13 protein-coding genes are annotated in these 19703 nt (G+C 65.8%); 2 read left to right on the top strand and 11 right to left on the bottom strand.

Features of this window, described 5'->3' with window-relative positions; translation table 11 throughout:
• Positions 1–135 precede the first annotated feature (135 nt).
• Entirely contained in the window at positions 136–1836 is a 1701-nt protein-coding gene (locus J4G12_02810) for a SulP family inorganic anion transporter (protein MCE2454737.1), read from the top strand.
• A gap of 15 nt (positions 1837–1851) precedes the next feature.
• Here the strand turns inward: J4G12_02810 and J4G12_02805 are convergent, their stop codons facing one another.
• The 7 genes from J4G12_02805 to secD are packed head-to-tail and all read right to left on the bottom strand — an operon-like array spanning position 1852 to position 10022.
• Positions 1852–2661 (bottom strand): undecaprenyl-diphosphate phosphatase, encoded by an 810-nt coding sequence (locus J4G12_02805; GenBank protein ID MCE2454736.1) that lies wholly within the window; start codon positions 2659–2661, stop codon positions 1852–1854.
• Entirely contained in the window at positions 2658–3809 is a 1152-nt protein-coding gene (gene bshA / locus J4G12_02800; protein MCE2454735.1) for an N-acetyl-alpha-D-glucosaminyl L-malate synthase BshA, read from the bottom strand. The genes J4G12_02805 and bshA overlap by 4 nt, the downstream gene beginning before the upstream one ends.
• The gene (gene miaA / locus J4G12_02795; protein ID MCE2454734.1) at positions 3806–4726 is read right to left on the bottom strand and encodes a tRNA (adenosine(37)-N6)-dimethylallyltransferase MiaA; all 921 of its coding nucleotides are present in this window, start codon (positions 4724–4726) and stop codon (positions 3806–3808) included. The genes bshA and miaA overlap by 4 nt, the downstream gene beginning before the upstream one ends.
• A 19-nt stretch (positions 4727–4745) precedes the next feature.
• The gene (gene mutL, locus J4G12_02790) at positions 4746–6584 is read right to left on the bottom strand and encodes a DNA mismatch repair endonuclease MutL (GenBank protein ID MCE2454733.1); all 1839 of its coding nucleotides are present in this window, start codon (positions 6582–6584) and stop codon (positions 4746–4748) included.
• Complete coding sequence (locus tag J4G12_02785) at positions 6574–7389, bottom strand: TatD family hydrolase (GenBank protein MCE2454732.1); 816 nt, start codon at positions 7387–7389, stop codon at positions 6574–6576. Before J4G12_02785 ends, mutL begins: the two co-directional genes overlap by 11 nt.
• Before the next feature lie 4 nt (positions 7390–7393).
• Entirely contained in the window at positions 7394–8371 is a 978-nt protein-coding gene (secF, locus tag J4G12_02780; GenBank protein ID MCE2454731.1) for a protein translocase subunit SecF, read from the bottom strand.
• Between the two features lie 4 nt (positions 8372–8375).
• Positions 8376–10022 (bottom strand): protein translocase subunit SecD, encoded by a 1647-nt coding sequence (gene secD, locus J4G12_02775; protein ID MCE2454730.1) that lies wholly within the window; start codon positions 10020–10022, stop codon positions 8376–8378.
• Between the two features lie 256 nt (positions 10023–10278).
• On the opposite strand from secD, the gene J4G12_02770 reads away from it, so the two are divergent.
• The gene (locus J4G12_02770) at positions 10279–11652 is read left to right on the top strand and encodes an MATE family efflux transporter (GenBank protein ID MCE2454729.1); all 1374 of its coding nucleotides are present in this window, start codon (positions 10279–10281) and stop codon (positions 11650–11652) included.
• A gap of 217 nt (positions 11653–11869) precedes the next feature.
• Here the strand turns inward: J4G12_02770 and J4G12_02765 are convergent, their stop codons facing one another.
• The 4 genes from J4G12_02765 to J4G12_02750 form a co-directional block, all read right to left on the bottom strand.
• Positions 11870–13516: a hypothetical protein gene (locus J4G12_02765; protein ID MCE2454728.1), complete on the bottom strand. Its 1647-nt coding sequence runs from the start codon at positions 13514–13516 to the stop codon at positions 11870–11872.
• 15 nt (positions 13517–13531) lie between these two features.
• A complete protein-coding gene (locus tag J4G12_02760; GenBank protein ID MCE2454727.1) occupies positions 13532–16771 on the bottom strand; it encodes a SusC/RagA family TonB-linked outer membrane protein in 3240 nt (1079 codons plus the stop codon).
• Positions 16772–17231: 460 nt separating this feature from the next.
• A complete protein-coding gene (locus J4G12_02755) occupies positions 17232–17624 on the bottom strand; it encodes a hypothetical protein (protein ID MCE2454726.1) in 393 nt (130 codons plus the stop codon).
• Between the two features lie 518 nt (positions 17625–18142).
• Positions 18143–19703, bottom strand: a 1561-nt coding sequence (locus tag J4G12_02750) for a hypothetical protein (protein MCE2454725.1), incomplete at its 5' end; no start/stop codon positions are given.

The following is a 19703-nucleotide window of genomic DNA, read 5'->3' as shown; positions in this document are numbered from 1 at the left end:
GGCCGATCATCCTGCAGGGGTGGTCGGCCCCTCGCTTAACCGGTAGAGAAGCCGATCTTCGGCGGAAGGCCGCGGTCTTGAGCGCCGTCGGCGAGTCAGGAACAAGCGTCGATCCGACCGGGTAGGTTCGGCCCCATGCCAAGATTCATGTCCTTGCTCGCCTCCGAGTACGGTCGCGTCGTCCCGCGCGGCTACTCCGGCAAGGATCTGGGCGCCGACCTCTCCTCGGGACTCGCGGTCGCGGTCATCGCGGTCCCCCTCGGGCTGGTCGTGGCTATCGCGGCAGGAGCCCCGCCGCAGACCGGGCTCGTCGGCATCATCGTCGGGGGCGCGGTGATATCGCTTCTCAGCCCTTCGCGATTCCAGATCGGTGGTCCCACCGAGTCCTGCATACTGATCTCGGTTGTCGTGATCGAAGGCTTCGGTCTTGGCGGTCTTTTCACGGCGACCCTGTCCGCCGGGCTGCTGCTGCTGATCGTGGCCGCGATGCGCATCGGATTCCTGGTGGAGTCGATGCCGCAGTCGGTGGTGACCGGTTTCGTGAGCGGCATGGGGCTTGTGATCGCCGCCGGCCAGATCGTACCCTTTCTGGGGCTCGGAGCCAGCGCCCATGAGCACGGCCCCGGCGAGGCGTCCCACTCCCACAACTTCGTCTTCATCATGGAAGGCCTGTGGGATCGGTTCGACGGCTTCCATGCCACCACCTTCGCGGTAGGTCTCGCCACGCTCGCCACGATCTTCCTCGCCAGGCGTTTTCTGCCGAAAGCGACCGCCTATCCGCTTGCGCTCCTGGTCGGGGCGGTGCTCGTCCGGGCTCTAGATCTGCAAGTGTCCACCGTCGGAACCGTATTCGGCGCCATCCCGAACTCCCTGCCCTTCCCCGAGCTCCCGAGCTGGGAACATGCGAGCGACCTTTCGCTCTTCGCCGTGGCCATCGCATTCCTCGCCAGCTCCGAGTCGATCTTCTCGTCTCTGATGGCTTGCAGGCAGCGCGGCACCCCGGTCAACGTGGACCGCGAGTTCCTGGCTCTAGGCGCCGGCAACGTCGCGACCGCCATCTGGGGCGGATTGCCGGTTGGAGGTTGCGTGGCCAGAACCGCGGTCTGCCTCGGCAGCGGCGCTCGTTCGTCGCTCGCCGGCATCTTCCATGCGGTGATCGTAGCCGTTTTCGTGCTCACATTGGCGGGAGCGCTCTCCTACGTTCCGCTGACCTCGCTGGCCGCCGTGCTGCTGCTCGTGTCGTTCCAGATGATCGAGGTGGGTCGCATCCGCCGGTTCTGGCTGGCATCTTGGGGAGAGCGGTTCGTACTGCTTCTGACGCTCGGTGCGACTCTCTTCTGGGACATACGCTGGGTATTGCCGCTTGGGATCGGGGTCTCGGCGCTCCTTCTCGTCCGGCGCATACGCGACTTCGTCCAGGTGACGCGCGGAGACCGGGCGATGCTCGACTACCAGCCTCTGGTCCCGATCGGCCCGCTTCCGTCGGAGCCCCCTCCCAACGTAGAGGTCGTCAGTTTCCGGGGAGCCCTCTTCTACGGGACGGTGAACGCGGTGTCCGATCTCGTGTCGCTGAAAGACAGGCGTTTGGCGGGATGCGTCTTCGGCATGAGGCACGTCTACTATATCGATCCGACCGCGTGCATCGCGCTCGCGGACCTGACCAGGAACCTTCTCGCCTCCGACACCCACTGTTACTTCTGGGGCGTGCAGCCCGAGGTGGCCGAGGAGATGGCCCGGATGGGCATCCTTCAGAAGGAGGGCATCCGCTTCTATCCCGACCCGGAAAGCGCGCTCGCGGACGCACGCGGCAGATCAATGGAGCTTTCGGGAGAGTAGCGGCCCTGGCGCGGCCTAGCCCCAGCCGCCGGCGACAAGCCATAGCAGCCCGATGCCGCCGACGAGCCAGCAGTAAGGCGCGAACCAGTGCAGACCGCCGCGGGTCAGCGCGCCGACAAGCGCGCGAATGGCGACGACGCCGGTAACCGCCGCAACGAGGAATCCGACGGCGAGCGGTAGCGCCATGTCACCGCCGGCCGCTCTCGTCCCGCGGATCGCCTCCGGCAGACTGAGGACCGCGGCTCCCGCGATGGCCGGAATCGCCATCAGGAAGGAGAAGCGCGCCGAATCCCTGCCGCGCAAACCCAGGAAGAGTCCGGCCGCGACCGTCATCCCGGCGCGCGATATGCCGGGCACGAGCGCGAGCGCCTGGGCCAGACCGATCAGGAGGGCTTGTCGCCAGCCGGGCACGTCCGCGCCGTCGGCCTCGCCTCGCCTCGCTCGCCTGGTCGACCAGAGTACCAGGCCGGTAACGAGAAGGGAGCCGGCAGCGACCTGGGCGTCTTCGAAGAGCGCGGCCAGCCGGTCGCCGGCGAGCAGGCCCAGGAGGGCGGCGGGCAGGGTTGCCAGGACGAGGGCGCCCAGGTACCGGACCGCAGCGCCATCGAGTGCAAACATCCCGCGGATCAGCCAGGCGATCCGACGGTTGTAGGCCCAGACCACCGAGATGAGGGTGGCGACGTGGAGCGCGACCTCGAAGACCACACCCGGAAGAGCGAGTCCGAGTGCGCTCTGCGTCAGTACGAGATGGCCGGAACTCGACACGGGCAGAAACTCGGTCGCCCCCTGGACGAGCCCCAGCAGCGCCGCTTCCCAGAGGCTCACGGCTCCCGACCGGACGGAACCTCGCCGTTCATGACGGTACGGTAATAGGCTTCGTAGCGCGGAGCGATCTTCTCCTTCGAAAAACGCTCGGCCGCGAGCGCTCGCGCCGCCTGCCCGAACTCCTCCCGTCGTCCGGGCTTCCCCAGGATCTCCACCGCGCCTGCGGTCATGGCCTCCACCGCGCCGGGCGGGAAGAGGTAGCCGGTCTCTCCGTGCTCGACGACCTCCGGAATGCCGCCCGCGTCGCTCGCCACGACCGGTACGCCGCAGGCCATCGCCTCAAGCGCGGCCAGCCCGAACGACTCGCTCTCCGAGGGGAGCAGAAAGAGATCGGCGCTGGGCAGGATTTCGTGGACCGCCATGTGTTTTCCAAGAAAGATCACCCGTTCGCCCACCCCCAGCTCCTCGGCCCGCAGGATCGCCCGCGCCCGCTCGGGACCGTCACCGACGAAAACCAGCCTCGCCTCCACCTCCCGCCGCAGATTCGCGAAGATCTCGACCACGTCGACCACCCTCTTCACCGGCCGGAAATTGGAGACGTGCAGGACGACCTTTTCGTCGGCCTCCGCGAGGGCCTGGCGGTGGTGGCGGCCGCGGTCGGGTCGGTAGACCTCGGTGTCCACGAAATTGGGGACGACGGTGATGCGCTCGCCGGGTACCGCGAAGTCGGAAACCGTCTGTCGCTTCAGGAAATCGGAAACCGCCGTGATACCTGCGGAGCGGACGATGGAAAAACGCGTGATGGCGTGGAACGAGGGGTGGAGGCCGACCAGGGTCACGTCGGTGCCGTGGAGCGTGGTAACCACGGGAAGGCCGTGCGTCTCACCGAGCATCTCGGCGGCGATCCACGCCGAAGTGGCATGTGGGATTGCGTAGTGCACGTGCACCAGGTCGAGCTCCGCCTTGAGCGCCACGTCGTGGAGTGCGACAGCGAGCGCCAGCGCATAGGGAGGATGCTCGAAGAGCGGATAGTCTTCCATCTCGACGGCGTGGAAGTAGACCCGCTCGCGGAAGCGATCGAGCCGGAAGGGCTGATCGTACGAGATGAAGTGCACGTCGTGTCCCCGCTCCGCGAGGACTATGCCGAGCTCGGTCGCCACGGCCCCCGAGCCGCCGTAGGTGGGATAGCAGGTGATCCCGATCTTCACCGGATCGCCTCCAGGGCCGCGCCCACCTGCGCGTCGAGGGCGAGGGCGGCGCTCACCTGGACCGTGTCGGCGGGCAACTGATTTCGGAACCAGGTCAGTTGGCGCCGGGCGTAGTGTCGGGTCGATCTGGTCATCAGGTCAATCGCCTCCTCCAGGGAAATCCTGCCGGCGAGGTGTTCGGCCATTTCCCGATACCCCATTGCGGACATCCCGGGCGACTCGGTCGAGCAGCCCGCGTCGAGCAGCCCGCGCACCTCGTCGGCCAGGCCTTTCCCAACCATGGAGCGCACGCGGGCGTCTATCCGCCGATGGAGCTCGTCGCGATCCAGGATGAGGTGGACGGTGCGAGCCGCGACGGGCGGAGCTTCAGGCGGAGCGGAGGCGTGCCACCAGGAGAGCGGCCGTCCGGTCAGAAGCGCCAGCTCGACCGTGCGGCTCATTCTCTGCCGCCCGCCGGCGACAGCCATCTCCGCGCGGACCGGGTCGAGCGCGCCCACCAGGTCTTCGAGCCGCTCGAGCGGCACCTGCGCGAGATAGCTGCGCAGTCGGGCGGTCCTCTCGCGGTCGAGCTCGGGTTCTCGGAAGACGGGATGAACGAGCGCCCTCAGGTAGAACCCTGTACCGCCCACGAGGAGCGGCAGCCGGCCGCGATCGCGTATGTCGCCGATCCAGCCGCGCGCCGCTCTGGCGAACTCCCCGGCGGAAAAGCTCTCCGTCGGTTCGACCAGGTCGATGCCCCAGTGGGGAACGCCGGTCGCCTCCGCCGGCTCGACCTTTCCGGTTCCGATGTCCATGCCGCGATAGATCTGGCGCGAATCCATCGAGATCACCTCGGCCGGAATCGTTTCAGCGAGCGCCAGCGACAGGGCCGTCTTGCCGGTCGCGGTGGCTCCGACTATGGCCAGAGCCTCGGTCACCTGCCGACCAGAGCCTCGGTCACCTGCCGAAGCGCCGCGCGATCTCGCTCGCCTGAAGCCGCACGATGGTCGGCCGGCCGTGCACGTCGTGGTACGGAAGGTCGGTGGCGAAGAGCTGGTCGAAGAGCTCCCGCATCTCGGCCTCGGCGAGAGGTTGCCCGGCCTTGATCGCCCCCTTGCAGGCGAAGGTCATGGCGATCTTCTCGTACTGGTTCCGCGCTGAACGGACGAGCTCCGACCCGGCGGCGAGCTCTCCGACCATTTCGAGGAAGGCGCGCTCGGCGTCGAAGTAGGGATGCGGGTTGGGAGCGCCGCGCAGAATCACGGTGTCGACGCCGAAGACGTCGGTTTCGAACCCGGCGGCGGCGAGGACCGAGGACAGTTCGAGCACCTGCGCGAACTCGGCTCTGCTCAGTCGCGCTGTCACCGGGAAGAGGAGACGCTGCGACTCGGCCCCACCCCTCCGGAACCGGGCCATAAGACGGTGGAAGAGGACCCTTTCGTGGGCGGAGTGCTGATCCACGACCAGGAGCCCTTCGGTGACCTCGGCGAGTATGTAGGTGTTGAGCGCCTGCCACATGCGCGGCGAAGGAGAGCGTCCGGCCTCGGGCGGGTGCGAGCCGGTAAGGTGGGTCGGACGACCTGGGCCGAAGAGGTCGGCGTCCGTCCGACGCCGCTCCCCGGCCGCAGCCTGGTCACCGGTTCCGGGGTCCGGGTGGCGCCCGTGACCGCCTTCCGCGAAGCCGCCGCGGTAGCCCCGTCCACCGCCCTCGGCGACGCCGCCCGGATCGGTCCGCGGGCGGCCGTCCGGGGTGTAGGCGTCGGTGCGGCCGTCCGCGAAGCTGGCCCCGCTCGCCACGCCCCTCATCGCATCGCGCACCGCGCTCTCCACAAGCTCCTCCACTCGTCGGAGCTCCCGGAAGCGAACCTCGGCCTTCGCGGGATGCACGTTCACATCCACGTATCCCGCAGGAGCCTCCAAGTAGAGGAAGACCCAGGGGACGGCTCCTTCAGGGATGGTCGTGAGATATCCGCGTTCGGCGGCGCGCAGCAGGCGGGGCTCGCGCACCGGGCGCGCCCCCACAACCAGGTAAGCGCGTCTGCCGCCGGGACGCGCGGCGTCGGGGCGCTGCGCAAGTCCGCGCAGGGTGTAGCCGTCAGCCTCCGCCGCCAGCTCGATCAGGGTCTCGGCCTTCTCGCCCCAGAGGTCCTTCACACGTTCGAGCGCGCTTTCGGCGGGAGCAAGGTCGAGCAGCGCTCGTCGGCCCGAGCGCAACGCGAAGCCGATCGGGGGATTGGCCACGGCCAGCCCGGTCACGACCTCCGCCGTCACCCGCGCCTCGGCGGCTGCGGACTTCATGAACTTCGCCCGCGCAGGCGCGTTGAAGAAGAGAGAACGGACCTCGACCGTGGTGCCGCAGGTGCGCGCGTGGTCCGCCACCGAAGCTATCACGCCGCCGGACGCCTTGACCCGGGTGCCGACAGCTTCGTCCTCGGCTCGGGTGTCGATGACCGTCCGGGAGACCGCGACCACCGAGGGCAGCGCCTCGCCCCGAAAGCCGAGCGTGGCCACCCCTGCCAGGTCGGAGGCGTGTTCGATCTTGCTGGTGGCGTGGCGCTCCAGCGCCAGGATGGCGTCTCTACGCACCATGCCGCATCCGTCGTCGGCGACCCGGATCAGGCGTCGACCGCCCGCCTCGATATCGATATCGATCCTGGAGGCTCCGGCGTCGAGTGCGTTTTCCACCAGTTCCTTAACCACCGAGGCCGGCCTTTCCACCACCTCTCCGGCGGCGATCTGGTTCGCCACCGAGTCTGGGAGCACCCGGACCGCACCCGGGCGGACGCTAGCCGCCATACGGCCCCATCCCTCCGCCGGCCGCATCGCCGTTCAAACCGTAGAAACGAAGAGCGTTCCCGGTCGTCATGCGCGCGACCTCGACGACCGTCATCCCGAGCAGCCGGCCGACCGCCTCGGCCACATGGAGCAGATGCGCGGGCTCGTTTCGCCTTCCCCTGAACGGCACCGGGCTCAGGTAGGGCGAATCGGTCTCGATCAGGAGACGGTCGTGGGAGACCTTTCGCACCAGGTCCGCGGCGGCGAAGTTCTTGAAGGAGGCGATCCCCGAGAGCGAGAGATACCAGTCGCGCGCCATGGCCGCTTCGAAGGCGCGCGCTCCCCCGGTGAAGCAGTGCAGCACGCCGAGCGTCCGGACCGGCGCCTTCGAAATGGCGTCCGCGACGTCGGCGTCCGCGTCGCGCGCGTGTACCACGACGGGAAGGCCGAGTTCGGCGCCGAGCGCGAGATGCCTGGTGAAGAGCTCGCGCTGCGTTTTCCCGGACGAACGGCCGTAATGATAGTCGAGACCGGTCTCGCCGACGGCCACGACCTCGGGCTCGGTCGCCAACTTCCTTATCCGGCCGACGGTGGAGGCGTCGGAGTTATCAGCCTCGTGCGGATGGCAGCCGGCGGTCGCCCAGCCGCCCGCCCTTCTCGCAAGGGCGAGCGCCGCCCGAGAGTCCTCCACATCCGAACCGATCGTCACCCAGCGGCCGACGCCTGCGGCCTGGGCCCGCTCCAGAACGTGTTCGAGATCGTGGGCGAATGCCGGAGCCGTGAGGTGACAGTGGCTGTCGAAGAGCTCCGGCAGCCGGTCGGTCACGGCGCTACGCTCTCGCCCTCGCCGTCCTCGGCTCGATTCGGGGATTCGCGCCTGCGGTCCTGCCCGCCCCGAAACGTCTGCGGATCTCGATGAGAGCCGGAGAGGCGACGAATATGGAAGAGTAGGTTCCTACGATCACACCCAGAATGAGCACGAGGGTGAAGTCGCGGATCACGCTGCCGCCGAGAAGGAGGAGAGAGAGGAGCACCACCAGCGTCGTTCCCGAGGTGAGCACCGTTCTTGGAAGGGTCTCGTTTATGGAGGCGTTCACCAGCTCGACGGGATCGCGCCGCGCACCCCCCTTCTTGTTCAGATTTTCGCGGACGCGGTCGAAGACGACGATGGTGTCGTTGAGCGAGTAGCCGACGATGGTTAGGATCGCGGCCACGGTCGCCAGAGCGATCTCGACCCGGAAGATGGCCAGGAAGCCGAGGGTGATAAGGATGTCGTGCGCGGTGGCGATGACTGCGGCGAGTCCGAAGCGCACCTCGAAACGAAAGGCGAGATAGACGAGCGTGAGGAGGAAGGAGAAGAGGATGGCGGAGAGGGCCTTGGTCTGAAGTTCGCTGCCCACCTTGGCGGTGACCGCCTCCGTTCGCACCACCTCGGGCGCGCCTTCCCCGTAGGTGGCCGCGAGCTCCGCCTCCAGTTCGTTCGCGACATCGGCGATGGAAGCGCCTTCGGGCACCGGGGTGCGAATCACGAACTCGAGCTCGCTTCCGAAGCGGGTGATGTCCGGTGCGCCGGCTCCGCCGAGCGCGGCCCTAAGGCCGCCCGCGTCCCTGCCTTCGCCGGCCTCGTCGAAAGCCACCTGGACCAGCGATCCGCCGGTGAAGTCGACGCCGTAGTTCTGCCAACTCCCGATGGAAAATGCGTTCACCACCATGGCCGTGATGCCGGCGGTGAGAATGACGCCGGAGACGACGTAGGCGATGCGCCGCCCTTCGATGAAGCGGAAGCTGGCGTTGGAGAATATTCTCATGGTGTCAGATCGCGAGCGAGGAGCCGGCCCTGCGATACTTCAGGTAGGCTATGAAGAAGGTGCGGCTCACGAAGATTGCCGAGAAGAAGGAGGCGATGATGCCGATCGAGAGCGTGACTGCGAACCCTCGCACCGGACCTGTACCGAACTGATAGAGAATGAGCGCGGTGATCAGGGTGGTGATGTTGGCGTCGACGATCGCGGAGAGGGCCTGTCGGAATCCCTCGCCTACCGCTTTGTGAACGGGTCTGCCCGACCCCAGCTCCTCGCGAATTCGTTCGAAGATGAGTACGTTGGCGTCTACCGCCATGCCGATGGAGAGGATGAGGCCGGCGATGCCCGGCAGTGTCAGGGTGGCCTCGAATCCGGCGAGTCCGCCTAGCACAAGTAGGACGTAGATGCCGAGCGCCAGTATCGCCAGCGCCCCCGCCACCCGGTAGTAGGCCAGCATGATGACGATCACGAAGGCGATGCCTACGATGCCCGCGACGCGCCCCTGATCCACCGAGTCCTGGCCCAGCGAGGGACCGACGGTGCGCTCCTCCACGATGTTGATCCGGGCCGGAAGCGCACCTGCGCGCAGCACCAGGGCGAGGTCCGCGGCCTCCGCCATCCCGCCGCCGCCCATCTCGATTCGCCCGTTCCGGCTGATCCGGTCTTGGATGATCGGCGCGCTCATGACCTCGTCGTCGAGCACCACGGCCAGGAGTCTGCCGACGTTGGCCCCCGTGGCGGCGCCGAAGGAACGCCCTCCGGCACGGGTCAGTTTGAACTGGACCTCGGGCTGGTTGGTCTGGGGGTCGCGCCCGGCCACCGCGCTTTCGAGGCCTTCGCCGGTGAGGAACGGGTCTTCGTCGAGGACGTAGAGCCTGCGATAGGTCTGAGCGGCCAGCACCACCGGCTCGTCGCCCCAGTGGAGCGCGAGGTTGCGGGGAACGGCTCGGCGCACGTCGTCGATGGCGAGGTAGGCGTCGACCGTCGCCACGTCGGCTTCGGCGACGAGGAAGGCGCCTTCCGTGTCACCCTGGTTAAGAAGAACCTGGAACGGGTTGAGCGGCGCGGTTCCCTCGTCCTCGTCACCCTCGTCGTCGGCTTCCGCTCCCTCCTGATCTTCCTCGGTCGCTCCGGCGCCCGAGTCGGGCTCGGCGGGTGCAGTGGTCAGAAGATCCTCCAGGCTGGACGTGGTCTCCTCGACCGTGGTCACGCCTCGACCCAAGGCTCGGATCGAGTCCACACCGAGTTCGGCCACGATGGCGCGGTCGATGCGCGGAAAGGCGGAAGCGATCTCGGTCACGGGCTGTACGAGCTTGAACTCGAGGTAGGCGTTGCGCTGAACGATGGACTTGGCGCGGTCCTCGTCGTCGATGCCGGCGAGCTCGACGATGAGGCGCTCGGGACCGACCTGCTGGATCAGCGGCTCCTCCACCCCGAATTCGTCGATCCGCGTGCGCAGCACCCGGTCCACCTGGTCGATGGCGTCCGCCTTGTCTTCCGCGGACATGTTGCCTTCGGGGTCGTCCACCTCCAACGCGATATGCATGCCGCCCTGGAGGTCGAGGCCCAGCTTGAGGCCGTTGTCGTATAGGGTCCACGCGGCCAGGCCGGTCACGAAGGCCAGGAAGATGGAACGGCCGATCAGTGTCTTGAACATGGAATGATGCTGAAGTGCGCACCTGTTGCGCGGGGTGCGTACCCGGTGCGGAAGGCCAAAACTCTTTCAAGCGCCCCGAATCGTCAAGGTGTGAGCGGCCGGTGCGAGGAGGCGGGTGCAAGACGCCGGCCGGGTCGGACAGCCCTGGTCTCGCCGCGTCTCCTTTCCGGTTAGGGACCGAAGTGCGGACCGAACGCTCCTACCGGCGGCCTCGGCGCCGTCGGCACTCCTGGGTTCGGCGGGGGTTCGGGTGCCGATGAGTCTCGTCACGTTTTTCCCGACTCGGGAGGTAATGAAGGAGCTCCTCGGGCTCGCTCTGCCCGTGGCTTTCATTCAGGTCGGGATAATGGCGATGGGTTTGGTCGATACCGCCATGGTGGGGCGGGTGTCGGCGGTCGATCTGGGCGCGGTGGCGCTCGGGAACGGCTACTTTTTCACCATCGCCGTCTTTGGGATGGGGTTGCTCTTCGCGCTCGACCCCATCGTATCCCAGGCTGTCGGGGCCCGGGACCCTGAGGGCATCGCCAGGGCCATCCAGAGAGGAATCGTGCTCGCGCTCGCCCTTGCGATACTGGCTTCGCTGGCGCTCTTCCCCGCCGACGCCCTGCTCGGCATTCCCCTGCTTCGTCAGGATCCTGAAGTGGTGCCCCTGGCCGGCGCCTACGCCCGCGCGCTCATCCCGGGGATGTTTGCATTCTACGGCTTCATCGTCTTGCGGCAGTCCCTTCAGGGAATGGGCCTGGTGCGCCCGGTGGTGATCACCATCGTCCTCGGCAACGCCGTGAACGTCTTCCTCAACTGGATACTCGTGTTCGGCAACCTGGGCTCACCCGCGCTCGGCGCCGTCGGATCGTCGTGGGGAACCAGCATATCGCGCTGGTTCATGCTCGTCACCCTGACGGTTCTGGCCTGGAAACAGCTTCGGCCCTTCCTCGCCGCATATCGTCCGGAGGTCTCGAGATTGAAGCCCCTACGTCGGATCGTCGAGGTCGGTGCACCCATCGGAGTCCACCAGGGGCTCGAGTTCGGCGTCTTCGCAGCCGCCCTCTTCATGATGGGCAGTCTGGGAGCGGTCACCGTCTCCGCGCATCAGGTGGCGCTCATGCTCGCCGCTCAGACCTTCATGGTCCCTGTGGGCATCGCGCAGGCTACCGTCGTGCTGGTGGGCAGGGCCGTGGGCGCCCGGAATCCGCGGGGAACGCGCCGCGCCGCAGGGGCCGGACTTCTGGCCGGAGCCGGGTTCATGACCTTGACGGCCGCGCTGTTCATCGTCTTCCCCCGGACCGTCTCCGAGATTTTCACCAATGACCCCGAGGTCGTGGCGATCACCGCGCTGCTCATTCCCATCGCCGGAGTCTTCCAGGTATTCGACGGGATTCAGGTGGTCGCTGCCGGAGCCTTGCGCGGGATAGCCGACACGCGGGTCCCGATGCTGATCTCGCTTGTGGCCTTCTGGGCTATCGGACTCCCGGTCTCCTGGCTGCTCGGCTTCACCTGGGGTCACGGTCCGGAGGGCATCTGGTGGGGCCTCGCGGTCGGGATAGCCGTGGTGGCGCTGCTCCTGCTGGTCCGCATGCGGCTTCGGTTCGCCCGGACGCCGCGCAGGCTGGTGATCGACGAGGCGGGCTAGTCCCCCGGGATCCTCGAGCCAGTTCGCCGCGACCTCGCAGCTTGCCGATATGAAATCAGTTGTTCGAGCTGCGCAGCCCCTGTCAGTCGCTCGAAGGTTGCGGGAGGCTTCGTCCGCAGACTGCCCGATACGATTCGGGGCCGCCGCGCCCTTTCGACGCGACGGCCCCTCCGATCACGAAGCCTGGAAAGGCTTCATGCCGGTGTACCGATCCTCGCTAGCGGATGGCGCCGGGGTGCAGTCGCTCCTCGGCCATGGCCTGGTCGAAGGCCTCGAGCGCCTCCCTCTTCCAACGGATGGTGGCATCGTCCGTCGAATTGTTGAAGATCCTGGGCGCGGAGCCCGGTCCTCCTCCGCCGAAGGTATATATGTCGAGAAGCAGGAGGTCGAGCTCGCTACCGGGTACCGGGAAGTGAATGGGGCTGCCCGTGATGAGATCGCCCCAGCCGCGGTCGTCGTAGAATGCCGTACCCGCGCCGTAGTTGTAGATCTCCATAGCCTTTTCGTACTTGAGCACCTCCCAGAAGTCCGCGCACTCGCCACCGGTCGAATACTGCCGTCGCGGCGTGCATCGGGGGCCGGAAACGCCGTCGAGAGTGGCCGGCGGGAGTTGCCCGTTCATGGTCCGGTACTTGTTGACGATTTCCAGCGCTCCCTGCATGTCGCCGGTCCGGTAAAGGGCCTCGGCCTTGATGAAGTCGAGCTCCTTGACCGGGAACTCGGTGTAGTTGCCGATCCAGTCGTTCTCCCAGAGCGGCCTCCACCGGTTGTCTCCGTAGTGGGAGAAGTGGTAGGTGCCGCGTTCGGGACGGAATGGAATCGACGCCCAGTAACGCGCGTACAGGCCCTCCCCGGTCGGAGTCCCGTCGGTGATGCGGCGGTCGTCCGTGTCGATCTGGAACGCCTGCCTCTGCTCTAGCGGAGTATTGAGCCAGGCTTGGTAGTTGCCGGACTGATCCGTCACGCCGACGAAGTTCATGTCGAGACGGTTCCAGCCCGGATACCCGCCTCCTCCGGAGCGGTGCTTGAGCCGGCTCCAAACCCAGTTGTCGCCGTCGTAGTAGGGGTCGTAATCGTCGGTGTGAGCGGCTGCCACCGCCGCCAGCACCGCGTTCCAGTCGGTGGCGGTTCTGGACGCCTCGTCGCGCGCGACCGAAATCATGTTGCGCGCCTTGTATCCGTTCGCCAGACCCATCAAGCGAGCGTTGTCCCAGTCGCCCTCGAATCCCACCCAGGCCTGGGGGATCGAGAAGCTTCCCTGACCCGCCATGGAGATGGCCTGATCGAGCCTGGCCATTCCCGCCTGGTGGACCTCCATGTACGAAGCCAGGGTCGGCAGGTTGTTCGGGTCGGAGAGGTCGGTCTCCTCGGTGATGATGAACGCCTGATCGAAGGTGTTGGCCAGACGGGTCAGCACGAGACCTTGCGTGAACGCCGCATAGGTCTGGGCGCGGTGCTGTTCGTCGAGCGTTACTCCGCCTTCGATAGCGACCAGCCCGTCGCGCATTCCCGCGAGAGCACGGTACGAGTAGGTCCAGGTGTTGTCGGTGAGGTAGGCGTAGCCCCAGGAGGGCTCGTTGTTCCAGGCAACGCGGGGCTCCGAGCAGGCGTGCCGCCAGCCGAAGTTGCCCCACGAGGAGGTCATCCCGTCGGCCAGGCACGTCATCGTGAGTGCGACGACGCTGTAGTTGCCCGCCCGGTGCCAGTTGGCGAATCCGCCGGAAATGAGAGCCTCCACGTCGTTGGGAGTGGTGATGGCCTTGGTGCGGTCGGGAGCGTTGAGGTTCTCGACCGCAAGGTCGCCGCACGCCGCCGCCATGCCGAGGCCGAGCGCCAGCGCGAGCGTCTTGATGTAGTTCTTCATGTGTGTGTTCCTCCTCTAAAAGACCACTTCCAGGACCGCCGTCAGCGACCTGAAGTTCGGGTACTCGTAGTTGTCCTCGCCGCTCAGAATCCCGCCCACCTCGGGGTCGTAGCCTCGGTAGTTGGTGAACGTGAAGAGGTTGCGCCCGGTGAGGGAGACGGCGGCCGATTCCAGGCCCAGACCCGCAAGGTTGCTGAGCATGTCGCTATCCAGCGAATAGCGCAGACCGAGCTCGCGGACCTTGACGAAGGTCGCGTCCTCGACGTAGTGCGAGTTGTCGGAGTTGACGTTGTAGACGTCGGAGTAGTAGCCGACGGGCTTCTTGTCGCCGTCGGCCAGACCGGACTGGTCCGCTTCGCCGCCGCGCCACTCGCGCATCGCCCACTGCCTGGTTCCGTTGTACCGCTCGGTGCCGAACTCCCCGTCGAGGAGGACGTTTAACGTGAGGTTGTTCCACCTGAACGAGTTGTTCCAGTTCAGGTTGTATTCGGGAAGACCGTAGCCCATGCGCAGGAAGGGCGAACAGTTGTTCTCGGCGTCGAGCCCCTTGATCGGACGACCCCAGCCGTAGCTCGTGGTCGCCCCCTCGCCTCCGCAGGCGGGCATGTCGTCCGACGCCGTGCCCCAGAGCTGCTTCGCGATTCCGTCGGTGGCCGAGTTTCCGGTACCGACATATACGAAATAACCGTCGGAGTTGGTCGCGAACTGCGAGCAGTCGGTCCCCGTGGGAAGATCGGCGCAGCTCGTGGCCCAGCGATCACCGTAGAAAGTGCCGATGGACTCGCCCTCTCGGATGTACCGCGGGCCGCTCCGCCACGGCGGACGGTTGAGCTCGGTGATGGTCTGACGCGAGCGATCGTAGTTGAGCGCGGTCGTCCAGGTCATGTCCGGGCGGTCGATGATCGGGAAGTCGATCGACGCCTCGTAGGTGGTGCTCTCCAGGGCGCCGGCGTTCTGGTACTGACCGGTGAAGCCCGCGTACCCCGGCAGGGGCACGTTCAAGAGCTGGTCGGTGATGGAGTTGTCGGCGTAGACGAGCTGTACGAAAGCCTTGCCCATGACGAGCATCTCGAGTCCGATCTCCTGCTCGACCGAGAGCTGCGGCTTCAAGGCCTTGTTGCCCAGCTGCACGGGCTGGATAGCTCCGTTGACGGCACTGACGCTGTAGGTCTCGTACTGCCAGGCGAAGCGGGGCCTGCCACCGGCGGATCCGATGGAATAGCGTAGCTTGAATTCGTCGAGCTGCTCGATCGGCCACCACTCCTCCTCAGCCATCCTCCAACCACCGGACGCCCGGTAGTAGGTCGCCCAGCGGGCATCGGGCCCGAAGAGCGAAGAGCCGTCGCGGCGCACCAGGAAGTCTCCCAGGTACTTGCCCTGGAAGTCGAGGTTGGTGATGAAGAAGTAGCCTTCGGCGACGATGTCGGAGATAAACGAGGCGGCGCTGCGCTGCTCGGGATCGGTGTTGTTGAACTGTGGAATACCCGCTACGGTGAAGTTCGACCCCGTGGCGCTGAACTGCTCGAAATGGCCGTCCTCGAGGACGTACCGGAGCTTCGTGCGCGTGGTGAGGTCACCGAAGGCGCGGTTGAAGGACGCCGTCAGATAGGCGTTGACGTCGTCGTCCTTCGAGTTGTAGCGGTAGAGGGACCCGACGCTCCGATTGTAGTCGGAAGCCGTGGGGTAGGAATGCGAATTCACATACCCCTGAGGAGTCCGATCGAAAGCGTGGAAGTCGTTGCGTTCGATGGCGAGGCTTCCCTCGAGCTCGAACCAGTCCGTCAGTGAGAGTCGCGCGTTGGCCGAGGCCATGAAGCGCTGCCTGCGCTCGTCGTACTCCAGGTTCTCGAGCGGATAGAGCGGGTTGTTCTGTCCGGCCCGCGGGTCGGGGTTCAGGTAAAGGCAACCGCCGAATTCCTCGGCGTAGCGGCACTCCATGTCTTCGGCGTTGCGCGCTGCCAGATCCACGTTCGGCCCCATGAAGGTGAGGTTGAAGAACGAGCCTTCGGCGTCGTCTTGAATCGACCTCGCATAGTAGGTGCTGATCGAGAGGTCCAGGTTGTCCCTGAGCTGAGAGTCGAGGTTGACCCGGAAGGTGCGACGTCCGAAGCCGTCGTTTCCGTAGAAGAGCTCGTTGCCCGGCAGGATGCCGCCGTCACGCGAGTTGGAAAAGGACACCCGATAGTTGGTCGAGCCGGTTCGTCCCTCAGCGGCGACATACTGGGTATAAGTGTTACCGGGATCGAAGAAGCGATCCACCTGGTCGTAAAGCGTCCCCGGGTAAGGGTTGTCCTGGAACGAGGTGAACGGCGTACCTGCCTCGCCGGGATTGAACTCGTTGTCGAGAACCGGGTTGCCGGTGGTGAGGTCGAAGAAGTCGACGGGAGTGCCGTCGTTGTTGACGAACAAGCCGTTCCCGTCGACCTTGTACGGATGGTACGAGGTCAGTTCGATGCTGCCCTCGAGCTGGTTCTGGCCGTACTCGTTGCGAACCGAGACCCGGGCCTGGTCGATGGTCAGACCGGCGCCTCTGCGGGTCCTGATTTCGATGACGCCATTGGCGGCGCGCGATCCGTAGAGCGAGGCCGCCGCCGCACCCTTGACGAGCTCGATCGACTCGACGTCGAGAGCGTCGATGTCGGCCATGGTGTTGTCCGAGACCACGCCGTCGATGATCATGAGCGGAGCGTTGGTCGTGGCGAGGCCGGTGGGCGCACGTAACAAGGTGGATGACTGCTCTCCGGGCCTGCCGGACGAACTCTGCACCTTGACTCCGGCCACGCGGCCCTGAAGAAGTCCGTCCGCCGACGGAGCCGGCACCGGAGCTTCCTCGAAGTCCACCTTCTCGACGGTGAACGAGAGCTTGATGCGGGGGGTCTCGCCCGCCACTCCTGTGGCGATGATCTCCTGGAGAGTCAGGACTCCCTCCTCCAACCGCACCTCGACGTTGTTCGTCTCACCGGCGATGACGGTGATCTCCTGAGTGTGATCCCGGTAGCCGATGAGCCGCACATGCAACTCATGCGTGCCCGCCGGGATGTTGACGAGGACGAACCGACCGTCGTTGTTCGAAAGCCAGCCGTCGTCCTGGAGGGCCGGAATCGAGAGGTGGACCGATTCGAGGGTCTGTTCGCTGACCGCGTCCATGACCGTTCCGGTAACCGTTCCGGTCTGGGCCTGGACGCCCGCCGCCGTCGCTGCGAGCAGCGCCAAACTCGTAGCGAGCGGCGCAAGGTTCTTACCCCAATTCTGCATACTACCTCCTGGTGGGAAGTGATGGCGCACGGGGGATCCGCGACGCCACGGTGCGGCGGCGGGCCGGGGTAGGCCGCGCCCCGCGAGGTTCGCATCGATCAAATTTGGAGAGACGAGCCGAATAACGCAAGGGCGGCATGTCCGGGAAACCGGGGCAACCCTCCGCGGCATCGGCTGCATCCAACCTCTCTTGACGGTGATACGGGTCCTGTACGTCTGTCCCCACGAAACATTACGCGAAGAGCGGGAGAGCGCAAGGGCGGAGTTACGAACCGGCCACCGCCGGTCCCGTCGCACTCGTTCGAACCGACTCGATCCCGGTCTCCAGCGCGACCAAGATCTCCCGCCGATCTCCACGCGCTCGATCCGCTCGTCGGCCGGCCGTAACCCCAATTTGATCCGGATCTCCTTGTGGAGAAGTCGTTCGTTTCAGCTTCTCGACCGCTACCAGGTCACCCTGTCAAATGGGCATCGAAAATGGCACATTCCGGACCGGCCCCTGCGGAGGGAGCGTAGCGACCGAAGCGGGGGCCGGTTGCGGGTGGTGACGGTTCACGACTCGCCCCTCTCCCGGGCTCTCTCGGCGTCCGCCGCCCCGGACGCCGTCGGGTGGATGGTCTTCGACAGCTCCATGCGCCTCCGCATCCGGAAGCTGTTGCCCCGGATGTTGACGGATATGGCACCGGTGGAGCAGCCGGTCGAGGAGAGCGGCCGCCATGAACTCGCCGCCGTCCACCCCGGCCAGCGCTTCGTCGAGGCTCTCCAGCGCACCCGGCATCTTCAGGTCGGCCAGCTGGGCGACGATGCGCCGCCTTCGCGACGGGGCCTTTTCACGGTGACCTCTCCGCGACAAGTGCGTAGTTCCCCAGTGGGCGATGCTCGACTTCGACCCTCGGGGCCGCGCAGGCGGTCCGCGACGGGGCCGGCGCCTCCGAAAGCCCAGGCCTCTTCGGCACGACCGGCCGGTATGGATGCGGGGCCAAGGGGCCGAACAGCGGCCGTTCTCGCACGAAGCGGTCGCCGATGCGTTCCCCGAGCGTCCCGTGGACCCGCACGTTGGCAACCTCTTGTTCCATCGGCGCCCGATACGTCTGCCTCGGGCGAGAGACGGGGTGGCCGTCCCGATCGATTTCGGGACGCTCCGCCAAGTTTCGGTCGAAGTGATCAAGGCGATGAAAAAAGATCGCCGAAAGGACCAGGAGCGAGTACGACAACCTCCTCGCGGAATGTGGTGGGCAAGACGACCCTCCCGCCCGAACCCTCCGCCGGACAGCCGAGCACACCCACCTTTAGCCAATACCGGCGAGGGCCTCCGTTCACCGTCCCCTCTTTGAGGAGAGTTGAAAGGTTCAGGCTATACCGCTACCTCCCCTAACTCTCAGTCTGGATCACCGAAACCGTCTGCGCGTTGCGACCCTTGATCATAATCTGAATATTGTCGAAACTGTGGTTTCGGTGATAGGTGCGGACCTGGTAAACGCCCTCTGTCAGATTGGAGAAGGTGCTCGTGCGTTGGTCTGCCGAAACAACAGGGATCCAGACCCTGGTCTCAGCGGGCGTACCCATCATCTCATATTCGGTGCAGGGATTGTCACCCGTAATGATACCCGTCGCCTGGTCGGCAGTGAGATTGCTGTTGGACATCGTGCACTTGACCAGTCGGACTTCCGCACCATAGATGAAGCTGGTGTCGTTTTCAGCTGTCCTCACCCTCAAACTGTTACCGTTGGAAAGGAATGCCAAGTCGCCGTCCGCGAGGTTAGCTCCACCGATCTGACTAGTAGCGTAGTCCCAGGCCGGCAGGTCCGTGGATGTCGGATCACCGTTCATGTGGCCGTCGGCCGTAGCGTCGGTAGGCACGTGCGCGAACCTCGGCACGATATCGTATCCGCCGGCGTTGGCTCCCACCCAATAGTTACCGCTTTCAGGCAGGCCCTCGAAGGAGTACCTGCCGTCCGCATCAGTGACGGTCTGGGTCACCGACACCGGAACCGCCGCGGAATCGGCCCTGGTGTAGAGGTTGACGGTCAAGCCTTCGAACACCTGTGACAGCGGCGTACCGAAATCATCCGTTTGCTTAGGAGTCCGATCGTTGGCCACGACACCGTGGATCTGGGTGTTCATGCGCTGCATGCGGAAGTTGGCTTCCGCCTCGCCCCCCGCCTGGGCTGTATTCGCGAGCGTCCGGGTAGCCATATAGGCGTTGGAGTTGCAGGCGTCAACCGAAGCCCATCCACCATCACCGTATTCCCACGTTGTGCCGGCCTCGTGGTCGTCCATCCCGGAGTTGCAGACGATCTCATCGACAGCCATCCAAACACCCGTCGTGTCTGCATCCGTTACGGAATTCACACCACCGACTGCTCCCACCTGAAGCGCAATCGGGTAGGTGCCGTCCAGCAGATCCTCGAACTTGTACAGACCATTGTCGCTGCCGTCGTCGGCCGTAGTGTCAGCGATCACCGTTCCAGCCCCGTCCATGAGGACAACTTCGATGGAGTTCACGTACAGGCTGTCAACCCGGGTTCCCACCGTGCCCTCGATTGTCCCGTCACTCCTCTTGAACGCGAACGCGCTGGCCGAGGTATTTGCTGAGGCTACGGAAACGCCGTCCACGGTCGTCCAAGGTATTGTCGGCCCGTAGTCTAGCGCGATCGAGTCCGCCGAAACCACCTCGGTCGCGTCGGTGCCCGCCGCCTTGATGACGACACCGCCGGAGGGAGCGTTGTCGATTCTCCACTGCCCTTGACCGGTGGCGGGAGTGGCGCCTGCGTTGAACGCCACCGTAAGGTTGCCGCCTGCTGTATCGGTTGCCGTGATCGTAATATCGCTGCTGTTGGCTGCGACGTCCGCGGAGGAATATCCGTCCGTTTCGTCGAGCTCGCGGTGAGCCGGGATGATCAGGTCGACCGTCGTGTACGACACTTGAGCG

This window comes from Gemmatimonadota bacterium (assembly GCA_021295815.1).
GTDB lineage: Bacteria > Gemmatimonadota > Gemmatimonadetes > Longimicrobiales > Gaopeijiaceae > JAGWBQ01.
This window is presented reverse-complemented; position numbering and strand designations above follow the sequence as displayed.

Excerpts from the sequence above, each read along its gene's own strand:
- J4G12_02810 (MCE2454737.1), top strand. The coding sequence starts at position 136 with ATGCCAAGATTCATGTCCTTGCTCGCCTCCGAGTACGGTCGCGTCGTC.
- mutL (MCE2454733.1), bottom strand. The coding sequence starts at position 6,584 with ATGGCGGCTAGCGTCCGCCCGGGTGCGGTCCGGGTGCTCCCAGACTCG.
- secF (MCE2454731.1), bottom strand. The coding sequence starts at position 8,371 with ATGAGAATATTCTCCAACGCCAGCTTCCGCTTCATCGAAGGGCGGCGC.
- secD (MCE2454730.1), bottom strand. The coding sequence starts at position 10,022 with ATGTTCAAGACACTGATCGGCCGTTCCATCTTCCTGGCCTTCGTGACC.
- J4G12_02770 (MCE2454729.1), top strand. The coding sequence starts at position 10,279 with ATGAGTCTCGTCACGTTTTTCCCGACTCGGGAGGTAATGAAGGAGCTC.
- J4G12_02765 (MCE2454728.1), bottom strand. The coding sequence starts at position 13,516 with ATGAAGAACTACATCAAGACGCTCGCGCTGGCGCTCGGCCTCGGCATG.
- J4G12_02760 (MCE2454727.1), bottom strand. The coding sequence starts at position 16,771 with ATGCAGAATTGGGGTAAGAACCTTGCGCCGCTCGCTACGAGTTTGGCG.